18 protein-coding genes are annotated in these 19,815 nt (G+C 66.8%); 8 read left to right on the top strand and 10 right to left on the bottom strand.

What is annotated here, in order from left to right; translation table 11 throughout:
- Positions 1-210 precede the first annotated feature (210 nt).
- Positions 211-510, top strand: a complete 300-nt coding sequence (locus J2847_RS12325) for a hypothetical protein (RefSeq protein WP_209779254.1) — start codon at positions 211-213, stop codon at positions 508-510.
- A gap of 229 nt (positions 511-739) precedes the next feature.
- Here the strand turns inward: J2847_RS12325 and J2847_RS12330 are convergent, their stop codons facing one another.
- The gene (locus J2847_RS12330) at positions 740-979 is read right to left on the bottom strand and encodes a hypothetical protein (RefSeq protein WP_085557029.1); all 240 of its coding nucleotides are present in this window, start codon (positions 977-979) and stop codon (positions 740-742) included.
- Positions 980-1,157: 178 nt separating this feature from the next.
- Entirely contained in the window at positions 1,158-1,826 is a 669-nt protein-coding gene (locus J2847_RS12335; protein WP_325169394.1) for a response regulator, read from the bottom strand.
- A 178-nt stretch (positions 1,827-2,004) separates the two neighbouring features.
- Between J2847_RS12335 and J2847_RS12340 the strand changes: the two genes are divergently transcribed.
- Together J2847_RS12340 and J2847_RS12345 are read left to right on the top strand one after the other, a co-directional pair.
- Positions 2,005-2,805 (top strand): alpha/beta fold hydrolase, encoded by an 801-nt coding sequence (locus J2847_RS12340; RefSeq protein WP_209779256.1) that lies wholly within the window; start codon positions 2,005-2,007, stop codon positions 2,803-2,805.
- A gap of 569 nt (positions 2,806-3,374) precedes the next feature.
- Positions 3,375-5,606, top strand: coding sequence for a tetratricopeptide repeat protein (locus tag J2847_RS12345; protein WP_209779257.1), 2,232 nt, complete (start codon positions 3,375-3,377; stop codon positions 5,604-5,606).
- 4 nt (positions 5,607-5,610) lie between these two features.
- On the opposite strand, the gene J2847_RS12350 is transcribed toward J2847_RS12345, so the two are convergent.
- The 8 genes from J2847_RS12350 to J2847_RS12385 form a co-directional block, all read right to left on the bottom strand.
- Positions 5,611-6,705: an FkbM family methyltransferase gene (locus J2847_RS12350; RefSeq protein WP_209779258.1), complete on the bottom strand. Its 1,095-nt coding sequence runs from the start codon at positions 6,703-6,705 to the stop codon at positions 5,611-5,613.
- 29 nt (positions 6,706-6,734) lie between these two features.
- A complete protein-coding gene (locus tag J2847_RS12355; RefSeq protein ID WP_209779259.1) occupies positions 6,735-7,592 on the bottom strand; it encodes a glycosyltransferase family 47 protein in 858 nt (285 codons plus the stop codon).
- Positions 7,593-8,505: 913 nt separating this feature from the next.
- The gene (locus J2847_RS12360; RefSeq protein ID WP_209779260.1) at positions 8,506-9,021 is read right to left on the bottom strand and encodes an aromatic-ring-hydroxylating dioxygenase subunit beta; all 516 of its coding nucleotides are present in this window, start codon (positions 9,019-9,021) and stop codon (positions 8,506-8,508) included.
- Positions 9,021-10,352, bottom strand: coding sequence for an aromatic ring-hydroxylating oxygenase subunit alpha (locus J2847_RS12365; RefSeq protein WP_209779261.1), 1,332 nt, complete (start codon positions 10,350-10,352; stop codon positions 9,021-9,023). Before J2847_RS12365 ends, J2847_RS12360 begins: the two co-directional genes overlap by 1 nt.
- 20 nt (positions 10,353-10,372) lie before the next feature.
- Positions 10,373-11,398 carry an ABC transporter substrate-binding protein gene (locus tag J2847_RS12370; RefSeq protein ID WP_209779262.1) on the bottom strand — a complete coding sequence of 342 codons (1,026 nt, stop codon included), beginning with the start codon at positions 11,396-11,398 and terminating at the stop codon, positions 10,373-10,375.
- Positions 11,399-11,423: 25 nt separating this feature from the next.
- Positions 11,424-12,200: an ABC transporter permease gene (locus J2847_RS12375; RefSeq protein ID WP_209779263.1), complete on the bottom strand. Its 777-nt coding sequence runs from the start codon at positions 12,198-12,200 to the stop codon at positions 11,424-11,426.
- Positions 12,197-13,054, bottom strand: coding sequence for an ABC transporter ATP-binding protein (locus J2847_RS12380; RefSeq protein WP_209779264.1), 858 nt, complete (start codon positions 13,052-13,054; stop codon positions 12,197-12,199). The genes J2847_RS12375 and J2847_RS12380 overlap by 4 nt, the downstream gene beginning before the upstream one ends.
- Entirely contained in the window at positions 13,051-13,848 is a 798-nt protein-coding gene (locus J2847_RS12385) for an ABC transporter permease (protein WP_209779265.1), read from the bottom strand. The genes J2847_RS12380 and J2847_RS12385 overlap by 4 nt, the downstream gene beginning before the upstream one ends.
- Positions 13,849-14,277: 429 nt before the next feature.
- On the opposite strand from J2847_RS12385, the gene J2847_RS12390 reads away from it, so the two are divergent.
- The 5 genes from J2847_RS12390 to J2847_RS12410 are packed head-to-tail and all read left to right on the top strand — an operon-like array spanning position 14,278 to position 19,801.
- A complete protein-coding gene (locus J2847_RS12390; protein WP_209779266.1) occupies positions 14,278-15,906 on the top strand; it encodes an ABC transporter substrate-binding protein in 1,629 nt (542 codons plus the stop codon).
- Between the two features lie 2 nt (positions 15,907-15,908).
- Entirely contained in the window at positions 15,909-16,907 is a 999-nt protein-coding gene (locus J2847_RS12395; RefSeq protein WP_209779267.1) for an ABC transporter permease, read from the top strand.
- Positions 16,904-17,788 carry an ABC transporter permease gene (locus J2847_RS12400; RefSeq protein ID WP_209779268.1) on the top strand — a complete coding sequence of 295 codons (885 nt, stop codon included), beginning with the start codon at positions 16,904-16,906 and terminating at the stop codon, positions 17,786-17,788. Before J2847_RS12395 ends, J2847_RS12400 begins: the two co-directional genes overlap by 4 nt.
- Complete coding sequence (locus tag J2847_RS12405; RefSeq protein WP_209779269.1) at positions 17,785-18,822, top strand: ABC transporter ATP-binding protein; 1,038 nt, start codon at positions 17,785-17,787, stop codon at positions 18,820-18,822. The genes J2847_RS12400 and J2847_RS12405 overlap by 4 nt, the downstream gene beginning before the upstream one ends.
- A 7-nt stretch (positions 18,823-18,829) precedes the next feature.
- Positions 18,830-19,801, top strand: a complete 972-nt coding sequence (locus tag J2847_RS12410; protein ID WP_325169395.1) for an oligopeptide/dipeptide ABC transporter ATP-binding protein — start codon at positions 18,830-18,832, stop codon at positions 19,799-19,801.
- Positions 19,802-19,815: the final 14 nt, after the last annotated feature.

Below are 19,815 nucleotides of genomic sequence, written 5' to 3' on the forward strand. Positions count from 1 at the left end.
GGCGGAAAGGGGCCGTCGAAATCCATCTGATCATGCCGGCTCTCTGTTCACCCTCTTGAGGACGCGACGCCGCCCCTCTCTTCCCAAACCACGAACCGGGGGGGACGGGCAATTCAGGGAAACACCCGATCACGGGAGCGTTGCAGGCCCCGCGGCGGCGCCTGCCAAACGGACGGTGGCCCGCAAGGCGATGACGAAGGGCTAGGATCGTTGCCGATCATCGCCCATCGCAATGTCGAGCTTCTGTCCAGTCGGCACGCGAACGGCGAGCGGAATTTCGGATTCCGGGCCGTGAACTTCGGCCCGCTGGACAAGCCGAATTTCTGGAAAGGGGTTCCGGAGCAACCGTTGAGCGCTGTGGAGTTCCGGCGCCGTTCCCACCAGCCCGGCTTCGCGGCCGACATCCTTTCCCGATCCTACGAGCGCGCCCGGTCCCTCGCCATGGTCGATCTTTCGGTGCGGGCTTTCGTGGAGGCCAGGAGCCGGGCAGCAGGCTGGATCATGTTCTGAAATGGAGGGGCTCGGAGTGGACGTTGCGGAGCATGCTCGCGCTCTCCGTCCTGATCCCCGTGGCCCTGCTCGTCTGGGCGACAGCGAGGAGATCCGCGACGCCGCCGATTTCCGCCTTCTGTCAAAGCCCCACCGCATCGAGGAGCTGGCGGGGGCCTTGAGGGAGGTACTGGACAAGAGGCCGGTGTCTTCCGCGTCATAGCCGTGCGGCGGCTCCCTGCGGCGGCGGTCAGCCTTTCAGGATCACGGCGATCATGATGGCGGCGAAGCTGATGATGGCCACGGACCCGACGATCACGCTCGCCAGCATCTGCGCCGAGATGTAGGAGCCGGCGACGGTTCCGGCGATTCGCGCCACCCCTTCGCGCCCGCTGTTCGGCGCGTTGGCTCCAGGGTGCCCGCAGGAGGGGCAGGACGGGGCCTGGGCGGAGATCATGTGGCCGCAAGCGGCGCAGGGGATCAAGGCCATGTGCTTCCTTCCCGTGTTTCCTGGCCCCGGTATCCTGGGGCCATGCCTTTGGAGGGGGCGGTTGCCCTTTCCCTGGGACATGGGGCGTGGAACGGAAAATTGCAGCCCATCCGTTTGGCGCAGCCTGACGGTGCCGGCTTTCGCCAGCCGGGCGCGGCGGTCGGCGCTCGGCGGTCCGCTACAGCGCAGCCTCGCCCCGGTCGGGCTTGAGCCAGATGTTGCCCGGATCGACGTCGCAGGGCTCGTCCGTCAGCGTTTCCTTGGCATAGCTCAGCATCCGCCGCAGGTCCATTTCCGTGAAGGGCTTCTTCAGGATATGGAGTGGGCCGGTGCGGATCGCCTGGTTCAGAGGCTCGCCCTGGAGGTTGGCCGACACGAAGATCGAGAGGATATCCCAGCGCTTGCGCAGGATGGACGCCAGCGCGATGCCGTCCGGGCCCGCGCCGAGCAGGATGTCCAGCAACGCGAAGTCCGGCCGGGCGCCGGCCTCGACCAGCGCGATGGCCTCGTCGGCGCTGCCGGCCAGCACGGTCTCGTGTCCCCAGGATTCCAGGAGTTCGGAAGTGGTCATCCTGAGGATGGCCTCGTTCTCCACGATCAGGATCGTGAGTTTCGCTTTGCGCAACGGCACCGTGGACCTCGCGGTTTGCATGGGGCCGAGCTGGCAGCCCGTTTTCCACGCATAGGAGGTGGGAGCCGCCGAAATAGCAAGCGATAAGGGTGCGAAGACCACGGAAAAAATGTGGGATTTCTCTAAAATTCTTGTCATGATGCAGGATCGTGCCCAACAACGCCGATCCGTCGTGACCGGAAGCTTGCGGTCGGATTGTGCCCATGGGTGGGCCATGTCCTTATGAACGGGAATTGCTTGCGGCGTATCGGGTGCCGCGCCTTTGGAAGACTGGGTGTGGCGCCTGCGCCTTCATTGGAAAAAAGCCGTTCAAGCCGAGCCACCCTGGCGTGGCAACCGCTTGCCACCATCGGTTTGAACAGCAATATAGCTCTCCACAACGCAGGAAGACCCCATGAGAGCGCTGCCCAATCCGCTGCTTCTGCACGATCTTCGCGTTCTCGGCTCGGGACCGTCCACCGTTGTGCTCTCGCATGGTTTCGGATGCAATCAACAGGTCTGGCGCCCCATAGCCGATGCGCTCGCCTCATCCTTCCGGGTTGTCCTGTTCGACCTGATGGGATGCAATCCGCGCAGTGCCGCCGTTTTCAACGCGGCCACGCACCGTCACCTCGACGCCTTCGCCATGGATCTGATCGCGCTGCTGGAGCATGCGGAAACCGGCCCCGTGACCTATGTCGGCCATTCGATGAGCGGCATGATCGGCCTCCTCGCCTCCATCCGGCGGCCCGAGCTGTTCCGCAAGCTCATCCTTGTCGCGCCATCCCCTTGCTATATGAACATCGGTTCCTACAAGGGGGGCTTCGAGAAAAGCGACCTGGAGCATATCTTCGACGCGGCGCGGGAGAATTACGCCGCGTGGGCCACGCGCTTTGCTCCCATAGCGGTCGGGAGAACACCGTCGGCCGCCTTCACCGGCGAGTTCACGAAGGGCCTGCTGGCGATGAAGCCTGACATCGCCTTGTCCCTGCTGATCACGGTCTTCACATCGGACGTCCGTGACCAGTTGCCGTTGGCCACGACACCGACCGTGGTGATCCAGTCCACCAGGGATCCGGCCGTGCCGATGAGCGTGGCCGAATTCGTGCGCGCCGAAATCCCCGTCTGCACGCTCGAACTGGCGGAAGCGGAGGGGCATCTGCCGCACCTCACCAATCCTGAACTGATCCTCGGCATCCTGAGGCGGCATCTGTGAGATTGCGCCCGCTTTCTGGACGGATTTGCGGTCGTATAAAAAACCAGGTCGGCAAGCGTCGCCGCCCGTAGAGTTTCCGAGGCGCGAATGCCCCGGAGGGTATGATGGCTCGAACTCCGGCGGACTTTGGAAGCCCGGCGCCAAGCCCGGGCTTGCCGGACGCGCTTTCGACGCAATCAGCAAGACGCTCGTTATCCGACAGGAGTGACGGCGACGTGACCATTCCTCATATCGGCAGAAATCGCATTCTCATATTGCTATGGATTGGTGAATTTAAAAATTAAATTACTAAAAATTTCATTTTGTCGCAGAATGATATTCTTCCATCCGGCGTTGAAGGCAGCTGATGTATCTAAATCGTCTGTATGCATATTGTTTTTTCGCGTTTCATGGGAATTCCACGTCATGAAAGCGCGATGACCTCGCACGCAGGGGCAGGCTGACATGATCGGATAAGCTTGCTATCGTCGACCGGCGTGCGGCTCCGTGCCAAAGAAATCAAGCCCTCCCGTGCCTTGCCGGAATTTTCCGTCACCATCGCTCCTCTTCCATTAGACGCGTGATTCCCGATGGCCAACGTTTCAGAAGCATTGGCGCTGGCCGTGGATCACCACATGGCCGGCCGGTTGGCGGAAGCGGAAACGCTGTATGGACGGATCCTCGATGCGGTCCCGGATCAACCGCAGACGCTGCATCTTCTCGGGGTGCTTCTGGCCCAGACCGGACGGATTGAGACAGGGTTGTCGTGCGTTGAGGCCGCCATCGCCGTGGAGCCGGACGTTCCAGCGTTTCATCTGAATCGCGGTAAGATTTGTGATGCGCTCGGCCGATACGACGCTTCGCTGGACAGCTACCGCAACGCTTTGATCCGGCGGCCCGACTTGGCCGAGGCTTGGGAGCGGGCCGACCAAGCGCTTCGTCAACTGGCCGAGCGGGCTTTCGACTCGGCGGATTTTCCACGGGCCGCATCATACTACCGCCGTGTCCTGGCTCTTCGTCCGGGCGACCTCGTCGCGACCTTCGACCGGGCCATGGTTCTGAAGCATCTCAGGGACCTTGACGGAAGCGCCACGGCTCTTGGCCACGCGGTCCGGCTGAACCCCCGGTTGGAGCGTGCGCACCGTGAGCGGGCAGAGGTGCTGTCCACGCTCGGCCGCTGGTTGGAAAGCCTCGACTCCCGCCGCTCGATCCTGGCGTCCCGGCCGGATGATGCCGAAGCCTGGTGGGCTTTGGCCGTGTCCTTGCATCGTGCCGGTACGCCTCCCGCCGGTGCGGAGTGGCGCATCGAGGACGCCTACCGGCGGCTGCTCGCCCTTGAGCCGTCACACGCTGGAGGGTGGGGGAACCTGGGTCTCGCTTTGCAGGAGGCCGCGCAGGGCATGGCCGCCGTGGCGGTGGGCCGGCGGGCCGTCCGGGTGGCGGCGATGGACGAAGGAGCGGCGGTCAATCTCGCTTCGGCCCTTCACCGTGTCGAACGCTTCGCGGAGGCGGAAGCGGCTGGGCGGCGGGCGCTGACGTTGAATCCGGCTTCGCCGGAGGCGCTTCTCAATCGGGCGGTTGCCCTGGATGAGCGGCACATAGTGGAGGGCGCCGAGCAAACGCTGCTGCGGTTGCTGCGCCTTCGTCCTGACGAGGCGCCCGCCTTCGCTCAACTCGGTCGTCTTTGCGAACGGGCGGGGCGTACGGAAAGGGCGGAAGGGGCATTGTGGCGGGCGCTCGCCCTCCAACCCGCGGATGAGGAAAGCTGGGCTGCGCTGGGGCGGGTTCGCCTGCGGCGAAAGGGGGCGGTGGGTGCACTGGCCTCGGCGCGGCGGTCCCTGTGCCTGCAACCCGGATTACCGTCCGGGTTGCTCGTGGAAGGGGAGTCCCTGGAGTGCCTGGGAGCGGATGCCGAAGCGTTGGCGGTCTATGATCGGGTCATCGCGCTTTTTCCCGGCATCGGCACCGCTTTTACGCGTCGTGCTCTACAACGCCTTCGGCCGGTTGTGACGGCGCCCTCTCCGCGCGCCGCCTCGGGGCGCGGGCGTCTGGCGGGGTCCTCCCTCGGGCGGGCGGGGCGATTTGGGAACCAACTGCTTCAATACGGTGTCCTGCGCATCGCCGCGGAACGCAACGGGCTGGAACTTGAGGTGCCGGACTGGGTCGGACGGCCGCTGTATGGGTTGGACGATCCGCTTCCGGGAACGCCGCTGCCCATTCTCCATGAGGATGAGTTGGGCATCGCAGGTCTGCTGGCGGGCGACCGGCCGGCCCTCCGTGGCGGCCGGGACGTCGTCGGTTTCTTTTGTGGCGACATGACCCCCCTGGCGCCGCACCGCGACCGTTTCCGATCCCTGTTCTCGCTGGCGGACGGTGTGGCGGAACTGGCGGATCGCGCGGAGGCCGCGCTGCGGTCGCGGGGCCGAACCCTGGTGGCCATCCATCTGCGGCGCGGCGACTTCGGGAACGGGCGCTTCTGGACGGCGCCGGAAGCCTGGTACCTGGACTGGCTGGGGGCTGTGTGGCCGTGCCTCGACCGGCCGGTGCTCTACGTCGCGACCGACGATCCGGCGGTGATCCGGCGTTTTGCCGCCTACGCACCGCTGCATGCCGGTGATATCGCGGACCCTCTGCCGGGAGCCGAGTTCCTAATCGACCATCGAATGCTGTCCTCCGCCGATCTCCTGGCGGTGTCGAACAGTTCCTTCTCGGTCACCGCGGCGATGCTCAACGGACAGGCTGCGGCGATGCTGCGACCGGACCGCGGTGTCGGTGGGCTGCGCCCCTTCGATCCCTGGGCGGAGCCGGTGTTGCTGGACTGACGGATCAGCGCCGGACGTAGAAGGCGTCACCCCAACTGTGGTGATACGGGCTGATTTCCTCGACCCGTTCGAACCCGTGTGGGAACAGTCGGTCGTCGAGATCGGCGATCAAGCCGCACCCCTCGTACAGTTCCTTGTAGTTGACCTCCGTCTGCACGGCGTCGAATCGGGGCAGAAGGGCGTCGCAGCCATCCAGCACCAACCGTTCCGCTCCCTGAACATCCATCGTCAGAACGTTGTAGTCTCCGATGTCGAGGCCGTTGTCGGTCAGGATCCGCGGCAGCGGAGCGGTTTCCACCTCGATGGTACCGGTCGGAACGATGTGCGGGTAGAGATCGAGATGCCCCTTCGGTCGCAGCAATGAGTTCGCCTGATCCCCGCTCATCCGGGAAAAGACGGCCCGGCCGCTGGTCTCGGCAACCGCGATGTTGAGGCAGATCACATCGGGGTTGCCGGCAAATCGCGGGGACAGCCGGGAGAAGGTATCGGGATCGGCCTCGATGAACAGCACCCGACGACAACCGGCGGCGACGTAGCCGGGATATTCGTCGCCTTCGTGAGCGCCGACATGGATGGTGCCCCGCGGAACCACCCCATGGCGGCTGAAAAGCTCCCGATGGTCGAACATCGTCGTGTCGCGGCTGAACAATCTTTTCCAGTGGCGCGGCGCAACCGCCAGATGGGTGCAGGGCGGCCGGTCCGCCGGCGGAGCACGGAAGTGCTTCAGGTTGCGCTCGGCGAAACGAAACAGGGAGTAGCCGTTCCGTTGCAGCAGCGCGTAGAGCGCCGGCAGATCGTCTCCAGCCTCGTCCCCGTCGAACTGGATGAAATCGATCCGGCGCAGCCGCAGCAGTTCCGTTGCCCCTTCCAGAACGGCATGCGCCCTGCCGGTCCGGTGCAGGGTCAGCCAATCGATATGGCGGAGTCCGTGATCCGCCACCCAGCGGTCCAGCGAGGCGGGGGCTTCTCCGGCCAGCACCTGGTGTCCGGCTGCGTTCTCGCCATGCCATCCGTCGGCCTGCCGGCCCAGAGTCACCAGTTGGCAGGAGTTCGGCAGAAAACGCTTCTGCAGGAGTTGATCGGGCGGTTGGATCGTCATTTTCACGCTCTCGGGACAGGAGCAGGCGGTCATTCCATCCGGCTCGCATGGTGGTTCATCACTTGCTCGCGCCAATAGTGAGCGAAGAACAAGCCGGACCGTTCCGTAAAACAGCGTACCGCCTGCTCCCGCACCGTCCTGCCGGAGGATCCGATGCGGTTTGGGACGTCGGGCACTTCGGTCCAATCATCGACGATTTCAGCGCCGTAGCGGCGATAAAGCGGATCAAGGATCCCGCTACGCACGATGGGAACCGCACCGACGGAGAGAGCTTCCCACAGGCGGATCGTGTCTGGCCCGTTGCCACGCGGGCAGACCACGAATTTCGCCCGTCCCATCAAGGCCAGATAATCCGGGTAGCGCAGCCTCTCCCGAGACACGAAGGCACCTTTGATTGCAAGCTCCCGCCGTTCCGGGGCGGTATCGGCCATGGCGGTGATCAGGATATCGATCGGGCGCTCTTCCCAAGGCATGCCGCCAGCGGCGGCCAGGATGGTATCCTGATTTCCGTAATCCCTTTCCCTCTCGGTGAAGCCGCAAGGCAGTTGGAGCACCTTATCCGACCAGAGGGGCAGGTTTTGTCCGCTCCAGGAGATGATGCGTTCATCATCGAGCATGGATTCGAAATCGACGGGGGAGATGTCGCTGACTCCGGTCACCAGGGTGATCGGCACCTTCAGTTTGGGCAGAGCCTGACGGAAGAACGGGAGGGCATCCGTCTTGATGAAGACCAACTCGCCGGCTTGCACCAAGTCGAGATCGAGCCGGTCGTGACGATGCAACCGACTGACCCCAGCCTGCCGGTAATACTCCTCGCCGAGATCCAGTGCATGATCACAGAAGGCAGGTGGAGTGTTGTAACGGAACAAGCCAATGTCATCGGTCATCGCCGCCTCTCAATTTCATTCCTGCCCAGCGTGGGTTTTTGCCATCATCCAAAAACCATAACGTACGTCAAGATAACAAAAATTCGCGTACTTACCGGATTGAGCCCCGTTAAGATTCTCCAATGCTTCTTTTATTAATAAGCACTGTATCTTATAAGATATCCGATTATATTTTTATGGAAATCATAGAGTATTTTAAATAATTTCGTCATTTCTGGTCAAATTATGGAGAAATATTCGCATCATTGTCAGATGGGTGAATAAAAAAGGGCGAGAATGGCAATTGAGCGGCGGCGAAATCCGCAGCCGAAACTACGACGTTTCCGCCGCTTGTATCCCTCACTCCCACTCGATTATCGAGACACTACTTGGAACGCCTAACAGAATTCCGCTTTCGCCATCGGTGCCCAATGGAACCGTGATCCCCGCGAAGGCGGGGATCCAGGCTTTTCCCATGGGTTCCGCTCGGAAAACTCTGCATCCCCGCCTTCGCGGGGATGACGAGTCGAGAGACGACTCAAGCTTCTGTTAGGCGCTCTTAGCATCTTGAAAGTGTTTGAGAATATGCAGAGGATAACCGGCATGCCCGACGCTTGGGCCGTCAAAAATCTACACTTTTGATTTTGAAGGGAAAAACCTGGAGCAAATATTTTTCACGGCTCCAACAGCCATCGGGATCAATCGGGCAATCCTCCATGCCGGCCACGGCGGCGAGCACCACCGACGCCACGTCGAACAGTACCGTCAGCGAGGCTTGTCAGCCTTATGCCGTCGGAGCGCGCCTCCCTCGACCACGCCGCGACGTGGCTCGCGCGCAGCGGCGGAGGAAGGGTGAACTCCGGGTCGCCGGTCGTGAACCGGCACCGCGTGCCTGCCAGGACACCCGGCTGCGGCATCGGTGCCGGCCGGTCCGTCAGAACGGGATGGCGAGCGGACCGAAGACGCCGTCGGCGTTGATCAGTTCGACCTTCTTCCATCGGATGCGCAGCGAGCCGTTCTCCCGCGTCAGCGCGTGGGTGACCAGCCCGCCAAAGCTGCGCTGCGTCCCCAGCCGGTACTCCAGGACGATCAGGCTGGAGGTGTGGAGGTGCAGGGTGCGGGAGTCCTCCGTTTCCTCGTGGTCGGCGCGGACGTTCCCGACGATCCGCACGGTGCGGGACGGCGGATCCTGGACATGGATGTCCGGATGGCGCAGGCGCTGGATACGCCGTCGCATCAGGGCACGGTCGTCGTAGAAGATCGACACCCGGGTCAGCGGATCCGTCTGTCCAGGCTCGGTCGGAACCCAGTAATACCCGTCCGCCGTGAACAGCTCCTCCCATTCCTCGAAGCGGCGTTCGTCGAGCAGGCGGGCCTCCCCGTAGAGGAAGGCCTCGACTTCCGCCAGAGTGGGCTTCGCCAGCGGGGCGGGGTGCAGGCTGTCCGGCATCACAGGGCTCCTTCCGACAGGTAGCGGGTCCAGGCGCGATACTGGTTGCGCATCGGCAACTCGCTCGTCCCGATGCCGGACCAGCTTCCATCCGCCTCCTCGACGTCCTTGTCGGCCCCGCGCGCCAGCACGAGCCAGTCGGCGCCGTCGGTCTCGATGCCGCTCTGGATGCGCTCGAACGCTTCCAGATCGTCGGTCTGGATCAGCGAGGCGGCGGCGTGGGTGACGTTCAGGTAGCGGATCACGTCGTGGTTGATCGGGTCCGGCACGCCCTTCAGCAGGATCGGGTAGACGTAGACCTCGGTCCGGTCCACCGCGACCGGGTTGATGACGCGGATGTGCTGGGCCGCCGACTGGAGGCAGAGGTTCGGGTAGACGATGGTGTTGTGCCAGTCGACGGTCAGGATCGCACGCGTCCGCTCCTCCCCGTGGCGGGCGATGAGGCGGCGCCGGTACTCCTCGAAGACGGGGCCGCCGCGCTCGCCGTTGAAGGGCATGGCGCCGCACAGGCTGTGGCCGAAGGGGAAGCCGCGCAGGGGAATTTTCTCGAACACCGCGTTCGGGCCGCCCGACTGGCCGCCGATCTGCGCGCCCTCCGTGTCGCCGCTGCGGCGTTGGAACTGGCGCCCGTCCTTCTCCACCGTCGAGGCGTGAGAGAAGAAGGGGTGGTACATGTCGTTCAGATTCTCGATCTGATGCTTCCAGTTGCCGCGGAACTCGTATTTGTGGACGCCGCCGACGACGGCGATCTCCTCGTCGGGCGACAGGGCGATGATGTCGTCGATGCTCTTGCGCACCGGGCCGAGGAAGGTGTCCAGGTCGGGACCGTCCGCCGCGCGGCTGGCGAAGACGAAGCCGCGGTAGCTGGCGACGCGCGGCAGCCGCACCATGCCCAGGCTCGGGTCGCGCAGGTCGATGTCCGCCGCGTAGCCCTTGCGCTGCGGCACGCCGACCAGCGCGCCGTCCGTCGCGAAGGTCCAGCCATGGTAGCAGCACTGGAAGCTGGCGGCGTTGCCCTTCGGCTCGTTGCAGACGACGGCGCCCCGGTGGCCGCAGCGGTTGTAGAGCACATGGACGGTGCCGTCCTTGTGACGGACGAGGACGACCGGCTGGGTGCCCAGCTTCAGGGTGACGAAGTCGCCGGGGTTGGGGATCTGCGACTCATGGCCGATGTAGAGCCACGCCTTGCCGAAGAGCTGCCTCTGTTCCAGCGCGAAGATCGCCGGATCCTGGTAGATGGAGCGGTGGACGCGGTCCTGGCGGACGAGGCTGGCGACGTCCGACGTCTGGAGCGGAGCCTGGGCCTGGGCGGTCGGGATGCCGATGGACATGCTGGGTTCCTCCGGGGGCCTCACTGCCCCGCGACCTTGCGGGCGATCGTGTTGTCGGTGAGGGCGGCGTTGTCGAGCGTCTCGGACACGCCGAAGAAGGCGCGCGACGCGGTGAGCTTCGCGTCGTCGAGCGCGACGCTCGTCGGGAAGTAGGGGAGGGTGTTGGTCCAGGCGAGATCCTGGATCTCGGCCGGGTAGGCGTTGTCGGCGCTCGCCTGCTCGGCCAGGAAGTCGAAGACGGCGGCCTTGGCCTTGGCGGGGTCGCTGCGCGAGACCTTGATCGCCTTGTCCAGCGCCTTCAGGTAGCGCTCGACGACGTCGGGGTTCTGCTTGAGGAAGTCGGCGCGCACCGCCTGGACCGTGTATTCGAAGGCAGTGATGTCCTTCAGGTCGCGCGAGGGAACGACCAGCGCGGTGCCGTAGCCGTCCCGCACCGCCGTCTCGATGGTGGGGGAGCCGTTGACGAAGGCGTCGATCTTCCCGGCCTTCAGCGAGGCGAGCTGGCCGGCGATGCTGTTGAGGTTGATGATGGTCGCCTTGTCGGCCGGCAGCCCGGCCTGCTTCAGGATGAAGCGCGCGAACTCGCCGCTGGAGCCGCCAATGTCGGTGACGGCGATGACGCGGTCGCGCAGCACCGCCCCCTTCTCGGCAAGGCTGCTGTCGGCGTTGACCTTGCCGTCCCTCAGCAACTCGCTGCGGACGACCAGCGCGTTGGGGAAGCCCTGCACGCCGGTGCCGATCGCCTTCAGCGACTGGCCCTTCAGCACCGCCTGGGACATGTTCTTCAGCCCGACGATGCCGATTTGGGCACTGCCGCCGACGATGGCCGCGACGGCGTTGGAGCCGCCGTTGCCGTCGTAGAGGCTGACGTCGAGACCGACCTCGTCGAAATAGCCGAGCTTCTTGGCGATGTAGGCGGTGCCGAACAGGACGCCGGTGGTCGAGGTGACCACCTCCAGCTTGTCCTTGGCCCAGGCCGGCGCCTGGGGCGCGGTCAGCAGGAAGGCGGCGGCAAGGCCGCCCGTCAGCAGCGATTTGAAGGTCATGGTGGGCTTGCCTTATGGAAAATGGCTAAAGCGGTCGGGAGCGCAGGGCGAAGCGTGTCCGCCCGGCCAGCCAGATGACCGCGCCGCTGAGCGCGGTGGCGAGGATGGTCAGGGTCACGATGGCGGCGAAGGTGCCGGCGGCGTTCATCACCGTGGCGCTGCTGCGCGCCAGATGGCCGAGCCCGCCGCGCGAGGCGACGATCTCGGCGCCGATCACCGCCACGAAGGCGTAGGGCAGCGCCACCCGCAGGGCGGCCAGCAGCCAGCCGACCGACGCCGGCAGGTAGAGGATGCGCGCCCGCTGGGGCCAGGAGGCGCCGGACATCAGCATCATGTTCTCCAGCGCGGGCGGCACGGCGCGGATGCCGTGGAACACCGGGTAGAAGAAGAGGAAGAAGACGGTGACGGCGACCAGCACGATCTTCTGCTGGTCGCCCGCCCCGAACCACAGGATGAACAGTGGGATCAGCGCCACCTTGGGCAGCGCGAACAGCACGTCGACGATCGGCGCCAGCGCGTCGCCGGCCCGGCGGAAGGATCCCAGCAGCAGCCCGGCGAGGATGCCGGCGCCGCCGCCCCAGAGCAGCCCGACCAGCACCACTCCCAGGGTCTCCAGCACCGCCTTCTGCAGGATGCCGCGCGACAGCCAAGCTAGGGTCTGCGCCGCGACGGCGGACGGCTTGCTGATCAGCAGGGCGTCGACCAGCCGGTCGGCCGCCAGCTCCCAGCCGGCCAGCAGCAGCGCGGCGATGCCGATCTGGAGCGCGAGGATGGCGAGGCCGCGGCGGGTGACGGCGGTCATGGGGCGTGTCCTCCGCCACCGGTGCCGCCACCACCGGGCCCGGCTTCGAGTTCCGCCGCCAGCTTGTCCCACAGGCGCCGATGCACGGCCTCGTCGGCGCGCGAGCGGTGCAGCGGGTCGCGGTCGCGCGGCTGCGGCAGCGTCACCGTGTCGATGAGGCGGGCGGGGCGCCTGGAGAAGACGAGGATGCGGTCGGACAGCGCGATCGCCTCGTGGAGGTCATGCGTCACCAGCATGACGGTGAGGTTGAGGTCGCGGACGATGCCCAGCAGCTCGCGCTGCATCAGCACGCGGGTCTGGGCGTCGAGCGCGCCGAACGGCTCGTCGAGCAGCAGGAAGTCGGGGCTGTAGACCAGCGTGCGCGCCAGGCTCATGCGCTTGCGCATGCCGCCGCTGAGCTGGCCCGGATAGTGGGATTCGAAGCCCTCCAGCCCGACGCGGCGGATCATGGCGCGGGCGCGCTCCCGCCGCTCGGGCTTGGGGACGCGGCGGATCTCCAGTGGCAGCATGACGTTGCCGAGCACGCTGCGCCAGGGCAGCACTGCGTCGTCCTGGGTCAGGTAGCCGACCTGCGTGTTCGGGCCGTTGACCGCCCGCCCGCCGAAGGACACGCGCCCGCGGTCGGGCGCCGTCAGGCCGGCGACGAGGTTGAGCAGGGTGGTCTTGCCGCAGCCGGACGGGCCGATCAGCGACACGAACTCGCCGCGCGCCAGCGTCAGCGACACGTCGTCGAGCGCCAGCGTCGGCCGGCCCTTGGCCTCGAAGGACTTGGTCGCCCCGGCGATCGCCAGCAGCGGCTCGCCACCGGCGGAACGGGCGGCTGCGGGGTGGGCGAGGATTTCAGCGTGGGTCATGACCCCTGGCCCTCCGCGGCCTTCAGGCCGGGAATGGTGTTGAGGAGGCGGATGAGCGCGAAGGCGAGCAGCCCGACGATGGCGAGCGCCGCCAGCACGCCGGTCGCGTCCATGTCGGTCGCGGCGAAGAGCAGCACGTAGCCGAGCCCGAGGTTGGACGCCGACATCTCGCCGAGGATGGCACCATGGAAGGCGTAGATGACGCCCTGGTGCAGCCCGAGCAGGACGAAGGGCAGGGCGGCGGGCAGCCGCACCTTGAGCGCCATCGTCACCGGCCCGGCGCCCATCACGGCGACGGAGTTGAGCAGCGACGGGCTGACCGAGCGCACGCCGCTGTAGGCGTTGAAGAACACCATGAAGAAGCTGGTCAGAAAGGACAGCAGCAGCGAGGGCAGCCAGCCGACGCCGAACCACAGGATCAGCACCGGCGCCAGCATCGCCTTGGGCAGGGCGAAGCTCATGAAGACGAAGGGGGCGAGCACCCGGTCGAGCGTGGCGTTGGAGGCGGCGACGAGCGCCAGGCCGACGCCGCCGACGGCGGCCAGCGCGAAGCCGAGCCCGGTGGTGGCCAGCGTCGCCAGCAGATGCGGCCACAGATAGCCGCTGGCCGCCCAGTCGAGCATCTTCAAGGCCAGCTCGCTCGGGCGGCTCAGGTAATAGGCGTTGAACAGGCGGCCGGAGGCGGCCTCCCAGAAGGCCAGCAGGGCGAGGGTGACGGCGACCGTACCGAATGGCGGCCGGAGGGCGGGAAGGCGTCGGCCTCCGGCGCTGTCCGGGCTTGCTGCGATCGACATAACACACTGAATTTTCGTTCAAGATATCACTATAATCATACTGGGATAATCGGGATGTCAACCGTGACTGATGAGAGTCTGAAGAATTTGATAAAAACAACAAATCTTGCACGTTAAATATTCGTGGCGGTGCCGGGAGAGGATGGCCGCGGCGATGAGCAGGATCGGTCGGGCAGAGGCCGCCGCTTTGGGCTGTCCGGTCGGCGTCACGGAAGATGCGATGAAGAACGCGACGCCGCCAACGCCGAGGTTCGAGCAGATTTGCACACGTGAATATGCCGCTTGACAGTCCAATTTTTCTACAATCATACTAGTGAATTGATATATAAAACATAAAATTCACGTTTTTAATCCGCGCTCCGCCACCGGTCCATCGTGCAAACCCTCGCCGGCCGCTGGTCCGGTGGGACAGATCAGCAAGGGCATTCCATGACGTCCAACGCTTCCCGATCCCTCCTGCTGCGCGCCGCGGCGCTGGCCGCCGGCGCGGCCGCCCTGCTCGGCGGCACGGCACTGGCGCAGAGCCAGACCCAGGCGCCGCGGGACGGCGGCACCCTGACCGCCATCGTCCAGCCCGAGCCGGTCACCCTGACCTCGGCGATCAACACGGCGGCGCCGACCGGCTTCATCAGCGGCAACGTCTTCGACGGCCTGGTCGATTACGACCTCGACCTCAACCCCAGGCCGGCCCTGGCCGAGCGGTGGGAGGTGGCGCCGGACGGCCTGTCGATCACCTTCTTCCTGCGCAAGGGTGTGACCTGGCACGACGGCCACCCCTTCACCTCCGCCGACGTGAAATGGACGCTGGAGAATGTCTGGAAGACCATCCACCCGCGCAACCAGGCGACCTTCGGCCGGGTGACGCGGGTCGAGACCCCGGACGATCTCACCGTCATCCTGCGGCTGAGCGAGCCGTCGCTGGCCATTCTCAGCTCGGTCAACTCCAACGGCGCGCAGGTGCTGCCCAAGCATCTGTACGAGGGGACCGACGTCCTCAACAACCCCCACAACCTGAAGCCGGTCGGCACCGGCGCCTTCGTCTTCAAGGAGTGGAGCAAGGGCAACCATTTGATCCTGGAGCGCAACCCGAACTACTGGGACAAGGGCAAGCCCCACCTCGACCGCGTCGTCTTCAAGGTGATCCCCGACGCCGCCGCCAGAGCCGCGGCGCTTGAGAAGGGCGACGTGCAGTACGCGGTGTTCAGCCCGGTGCCGCTGAAGGACGCCGAGCGGCTGGGCAAGCTGCCCGGCCTGAAGATCGAGACGCGTGGCTACGAGTGGATCTCGCCCTGGCTGTTCTTCGACCTGAACGTCGACAACCAGTACCTCAAGGACGTGCGGGTCCGCCGCGCCATCGCCCACGCGATCGACCGCAAGGCGATCTCCAACATCGTCTGGTACGGCTTCGCCAAGCCGGCGATCAGCCCGGTGCCCTCGACGCTGCCGGCCTTCCACGACGCCAGCGTCCCGCAGTACGAGTTCGACGTCAGGAAGGCCGAGGCGCTGCTCGACGAGGCCGGCTACAAGCGCGGCGCCGACGGGGTGCGCTTCGCGCTGACCCACGATTTCATCCCCTACGGCGACGACTACAAGCGGACCGGCGAGTATCTGAAGCAGGCGCTCAAGCGCGTCGGCATCGAGGTGACGATCCGCAGCCAGGACACCGCCGCCTTCACCAAGCGCGTGTACGGCGACCGCGACTTCGACATCTCCAGCGCGTGGTTCGCCGCCTTCTCCGACCCGCAGGTCGGCGTGACGCGCGCCTACTGGTCGGGCTGGGTGGGGAAGAACACGCCCTGGACCAACGGCTCCGGCTACCGCAACCCGGAGGTCGACGCCCTGATCGCCCAGGCCCAGGGGCAGGCGCGCCAGGAGGACCGCATCGCCACCTTCAAGAGGATCCAGCAGATCGTGCAGACCGATCTGCCCTCGATCCCGCTCGCCGAGCTGAAGTTCTTCTCGGTCCACGCGGCCAACCTGAAGGACGTGGTGACCCACGGCGACCAGATTTATGGCTCGCTGAAGGACGCCTGGTTCGACAAGGCGGCGTCGAACTGACCATGGTGGCTCCTTGGTTGAACCGCCGGCGGCTCCGCTTCTGGGCGGGGCGGCTGGCGCACATGGCGCTGGTCGTGCTCGGCATCGCCGTCGTCAACTTCTTCCTGCTGCATCTGGCGCCCGGCGACGCGGCCCAGGTGCTGGCGGGGGAGGCGGGGTCGGCCACGCCGGAATACATGGCGGCGCTGCGCCGCCAGTTCGGGCTCGACCAGCCGCTGCCGGTGCAGTTCGCCCAGTATCTGGGGAATCTGCTGACCTTCAACCTCGGCTTCTCCTTCCGGCACGGTCTGCCGGTGCTGGAACTGATCGGGCAGCGGCTGCCGGCCACCCTGCTGCTGATGACCGCCAGCATCGGCTTCGCGGTGCTGGCCGGATCGGCGCTCGGCGTCGTCGCCGCGCGCAACGCCGGGCGCCTCGCCGACACGCTGATCTCGACGCTGGCGCTGCTGTTCTACGCGACGCCGGTGTTCTGGATCGGGCTGGTGCTGGTGGTGGTCTTCTCGGTCGGGCTGGACTGGCTGCCGGTCGGCGGGATGACCAGCGTCGAGGCCGGCTACGCCGGCTGGGACCACGTCAGGGACGTCGCCCGCCATCTGGTGCTGCCGGCGGCGACGCTCGGGCTGTTCTACCTCGCCATCTACACCCGGCTGATGCGGGCGGCGATGCTGGAGGTGACGACCCAGGATTTCATCCGCACCGCCGTCGCCAAGGGGCTGAAGCCGCGCCGCATCGCGCTGCGCCATGTGCTGCGCAACGCGCTGCTGCCGGTGGTGACCATGCTGGGGGTGCAGGTCGGCTCGATCCTCGGCGGGGCGGTGCTGGTCGAGACCATCTTCGCCTGGCCGGGGCTTGGGCGCCTCGCCTTCGAGGCGCTGTTCCAACGCGACCTCAACCTGCTGCTCGGCATCCTGCTGTGCAGCTCGGCGGTGGTCGTGGTCGTCAACCTCGCGGTCGATCTCCTCTACACGGTGCTCGACCCGCGCATCGAGCTGGCCCGATGAGCATCGCCGAACCATCCTTCGCACCTGCCCGGGCGGAGCGTTCCGCCCGCCGGGGCTTGGCGGCCCGCCTGCTGCGCCGGCCCTCGGCGGTCGCCGGGCTGGGCCTGCTCGGCGCCATCCTCGCCATGGCGGCGCTGGCCGACGTCGCCTACCCGGTCGATCCGCTCGACATGGTCGGCACGCCCTTCCTGTGGCCGGGCGCCGACCCCGGCTTCCCGCTCGGCACCGACATGATGGGGCGCGACATCGCCGCCGGCATCTTCCACGGCGCGCGGGTGTCGCTGCTGATCGGCGCGGTGGCGACGCTGGTGTCGCTGGTCATCGGCGTCGGCGTCGGCGCCGTCGCCGGCTTCTTCCGCGGCCGCGCCGACCACGCGCTGATGCATGTGACGGAGCTGTTCCAGACCATCCCGCCCTTCCTGTTCGCCATCGTCATCGTCGCCATCCTGCAACCGACCATGACCAATGTGGTGCTCGCCATCGGGCTGACCTCCTGGCCCAGCCTCGCCCGCCTGGTGCGGGCGGAGGTGCTGCGGCTGCGCGACGGCGAGATGGTGCAGGCCAGCATCGTGCTCGGCCTGTCGGACGCGCGCATCATCCTGACCCATGTGCTGCCCAACGTGCTGGCGCCGATCGTCGTGTCGGCCTCGATCATGGTGGCGTCGGCGATCCTGACGGAATCGAGCCTCGCCTTCCTCGGTCTCGGCGATCCCAACATCGTCAGCTGGGGCAGCATGGTCGGCGCCGGCCGCGAGGTGCTGCGCACCGACTGGTACGTCGCCACCGTGCCGGGCCTCGCCATCGTCGCGGCGGTGCTGGCCCTGAACCTGCTCGGCGACGGGCTGAACGACGCTCTCGATCCCAGGCAGAACCGCCGATGACCCACGCTTCACAACCCGTTCTGGAGGTGGAGGATCTCTCCATCCGCTTCCTGGAGCGCGGACGCAGCCTGCTGGCGGTGCGCAACCTGTCCTTCCAGGTGGCGCGCGGCGAGACGCTGGCCATCGTCGGCGAGTCCGGCTGCGGCAAGTCGATCACCGCGCTGGCCCTGCTCGGCCTCGTCCCGCCGCCGGGCCGCGCCGAGGGCAGGGCGATCCGGCTGGAGGGCCGCAACCTGCTGGGGCTCGGGCCGGAGGCTCTGCGCGATGTGCGGGGACGCCGCATCGCCATGGTCTTCCAGGAACCGATGACCACGCTGAACCCGGTGCTGACCATCGGCGAGCAGATCGTCGAGACCATCCGCGACCATGAGCCGGTCGGCCGCCGCGAGGCGCGCGACCGCGCGCTGGCGCTGCTGGAGCGCGTCCACATCCCCGACCCGGTCCGCCGCTTCGGCGAGCACCCGCACCGGCTGTCCGGCGGCATGCGCCAGCGGGTGGTGATCGCCATGGCGCTGGCCTGCAACCCGGCGGTGCTGGTCGCCGACGAGCCGACGACGGCGCTCGACGTGACGATCCAGGCGCAGATCCTCGACCTGATCGACGAGCTGAAGCAGGGCGGCATGGGCGTCGTCCTCATCACCCACGATCTGGGGGTGGTCGCCGGCCACGCCGAGCGGGTGCTGGTGATGTACGCCGGCCGCAAGGTGGAGGAGCGCGCCGCCGCCGCCCTGTTCGCCGACCCGCTGCACCCCTACACGCGCGGCCTGATCGCCGCCCGCCCGCGCCGCCGCGTCGAGGGCGGGGAGCGCTCCCGGCTGACCGAGATCCCCGGCACGGTGCCGTCGCTGGCGGCGATGCCGCCGGGCTGCGCCTTCGCCCCGCGCTGCGCGCTGGCGACCACGGACTGCACCGCCGCCGAGCCGCCCCTGACCTCGCTTGGGGGCACATCGCTGGAAGACGGGCGCGTCGCCTGTCTTCGCGTCGGAGAGTTCCTTGTCCCGAACCATAGCCTTCCCCATGCCCGCCTCGCCTGAGTCTTCCGTGTCCGGGGAGCCGCTGCTGGCGGTCGAGGATCTCGTCGTCCGCTACGACACGCCGCACGGCGTCGTCCACGCGGTGGACGGGGTGTCGCTGACCGTGCGGCCGGGCGAAACCTTCGGCCTCGTCGGCGAATCCGGTTGCGGGAAATCGACGCTCGGCCGGGCGATCCTGCGGCTGATCGAGCCGGCGGCCGGCCGCATCCGCCTGGACGGCGAAGAGCTGTCCGGAAAGAGCCGGGCGGCGCTGCGTCCGATCCGCCGCAAGATCCAAATGGTGTTCCAGGACCCGTTCGGCTCGCTCGACCCGCGCTGGACCGTCGGGCAGCTGCTGGCCGAGCCGCTGCACGTCCACGGCATCGGCCGGCGGGCGGAGCGGCGTGACCGTGTCGCCGACCTGCTCTCCCGCGTCGGCCTGCCGGCGGATGCGGGCTCGCGCCACCCGCACGAGTTCTCCGGCGGGCAGCGCCAGCGCATCGGCATCGCCCGCGCGCTCGCCCTGTCGCCCCAATTGGTGGTGTGCGACGAGCCGGTGTCGGCGCTCGACGTGTCGGTGCAGGCGCAGATCCTCAACCTGCTGGCCGACCTGCAACGCGACCTCGGCGTGGCCTTCCTGTTCATCAGCCACGATCTGTCGGTGGTCGAGCACATCGCCGACCGGGTCGGCGTGATGTATCTCGGCCGCATCGTCGAGACCGCCCCGCGCGAGGCGCTGTGGCGGCGTCCGCTGCACCCCTACACCCAGGCGCTGTTCGACGCGGTTCCCGACCTCGACCGCCCGGTGGCGCGGCGGGCGCGGGTGGCGCTGACCGGCGATCCGCCCAGCGCCTTCGCGCCGCCCGCCGGCTGCCGCTTCCACACCCGCTGCCCGCTGGCGGTCGAGCGCTGCCGCCGCGAGGCGCCCTCCCTGCGCGCGGTCGGTGGCGCCGACCATCAGGTCGCCTGTCACCTCGCCGACGCCGTCCTTTCAAACTGAACGAGGATTTTCCC

The sequence above is a fragment of the Azospirillum agricola genome (assembly GCF_017876095.1).
In the GTDB taxonomy this organism is placed as follows: Bacteria; Pseudomonadota; Alphaproteobacteria; order Azospirillales; family Azospirillaceae; genus Azospirillum; species Azospirillum agricola.

What these genes read in the sequence shown, in the direction of transcription:
- J2847_RS12400 (WP_209779268.1), top strand. Translation starts at nt 16,904, where the DNA reads ATGAGCATCGCCGAACCATCCTTCGCACCTGCCCGGGCGGAGCGTTCC.
- J2847_RS12385 (WP_209779265.1), bottom strand. Translation starts at nt 13,848, where the DNA reads ATGTCGATCGCAGCAAGCCCGGACAGCGCCGGAGGCCGACGCCTTCCC.
- J2847_RS12350 (WP_209779258.1), bottom strand. Translation starts at nt 6,705, where the DNA reads ATGACGATCCAACCGCCCGATCAACTCCTGCAGAAGCGTTTTCTGCCG.
- J2847_RS12370 (WP_209779262.1), bottom strand. Translation starts at nt 11,398, where the DNA reads ATGACCTTCAAATCGCTGCTGACGGGCGGCCTTGCCGCCGCCTTCCTG.
- J2847_RS12375 (WP_209779263.1), bottom strand. Translation starts at nt 12,200, where the DNA reads ATGACCGCCGTCACCCGCCGCGGCCTCGCCATCCTCGCGCTCCAGATC.
- J2847_RS12335 (WP_325169394.1), bottom strand. Translation starts at nt 1,826, where the DNA reads ATGGCCCACCCATGGGCACAATCCGACCGCAAGCTTCCGGTCACGACG.
- J2847_RS12340 (WP_209779256.1), top strand. Translation starts at nt 2,005, where the DNA reads ATGAGAGCGCTGCCCAATCCGCTGCTTCTGCACGATCTTCGCGTTCTC.
- J2847_RS12405 (WP_209779269.1), top strand. Translation starts at nt 17,785, where the DNA reads ATGACCCACGCTTCACAACCCGTTCTGGAGGTGGAGGATCTCTCCATC.
- J2847_RS12395 (WP_209779267.1), top strand. Translation starts at nt 15,909, where the DNA reads ATGGTGGCTCCTTGGTTGAACCGCCGGCGGCTCCGCTTCTGGGCGGGG.
- J2847_RS12330 (WP_085557029.1), bottom strand. Translation starts at nt 979, where the DNA reads ATGGCCTTGATCCCCTGCGCCGCTTGCGGCCACATGATCTCCGCCCAG.
- J2847_RS12365 (WP_209779261.1), bottom strand. Translation starts at nt 10,352, where the DNA reads ATGTCCATCGGCATCCCGACCGCCCAGGCCCAGGCTCCGCTCCAGACG.
- J2847_RS12355 (WP_209779259.1), bottom strand. Translation starts at nt 7,592, where the DNA reads ATGACCGATGACATTGGCTTGTTCCGTTACAACACTCCACCTGCCTTC.
- J2847_RS12380 (WP_209779264.1), bottom strand. Translation starts at nt 13,054, where the DNA reads ATGACCCACGCTGAAATCCTCGCCCACCCCGCAGCCGCCCGTTCCGCC.
- J2847_RS12345 (WP_209779257.1), top strand. Translation starts at nt 3,375, where the DNA reads ATGGCCAACGTTTCAGAAGCATTGGCGCTGGCCGTGGATCACCACATG.
- J2847_RS12360 (WP_209779260.1), bottom strand. Translation starts at nt 9,021, where the DNA reads ATGCCGGACAGCCTGCACCCCGCCCCGCTGGCGAAGCCCACTCTGGCG.
- J2847_RS12390 (WP_209779266.1), top strand. Translation starts at nt 14,278, where the DNA reads ATGACGTCCAACGCTTCCCGATCCCTCCTGCTGCGCGCCGCGGCGCTG.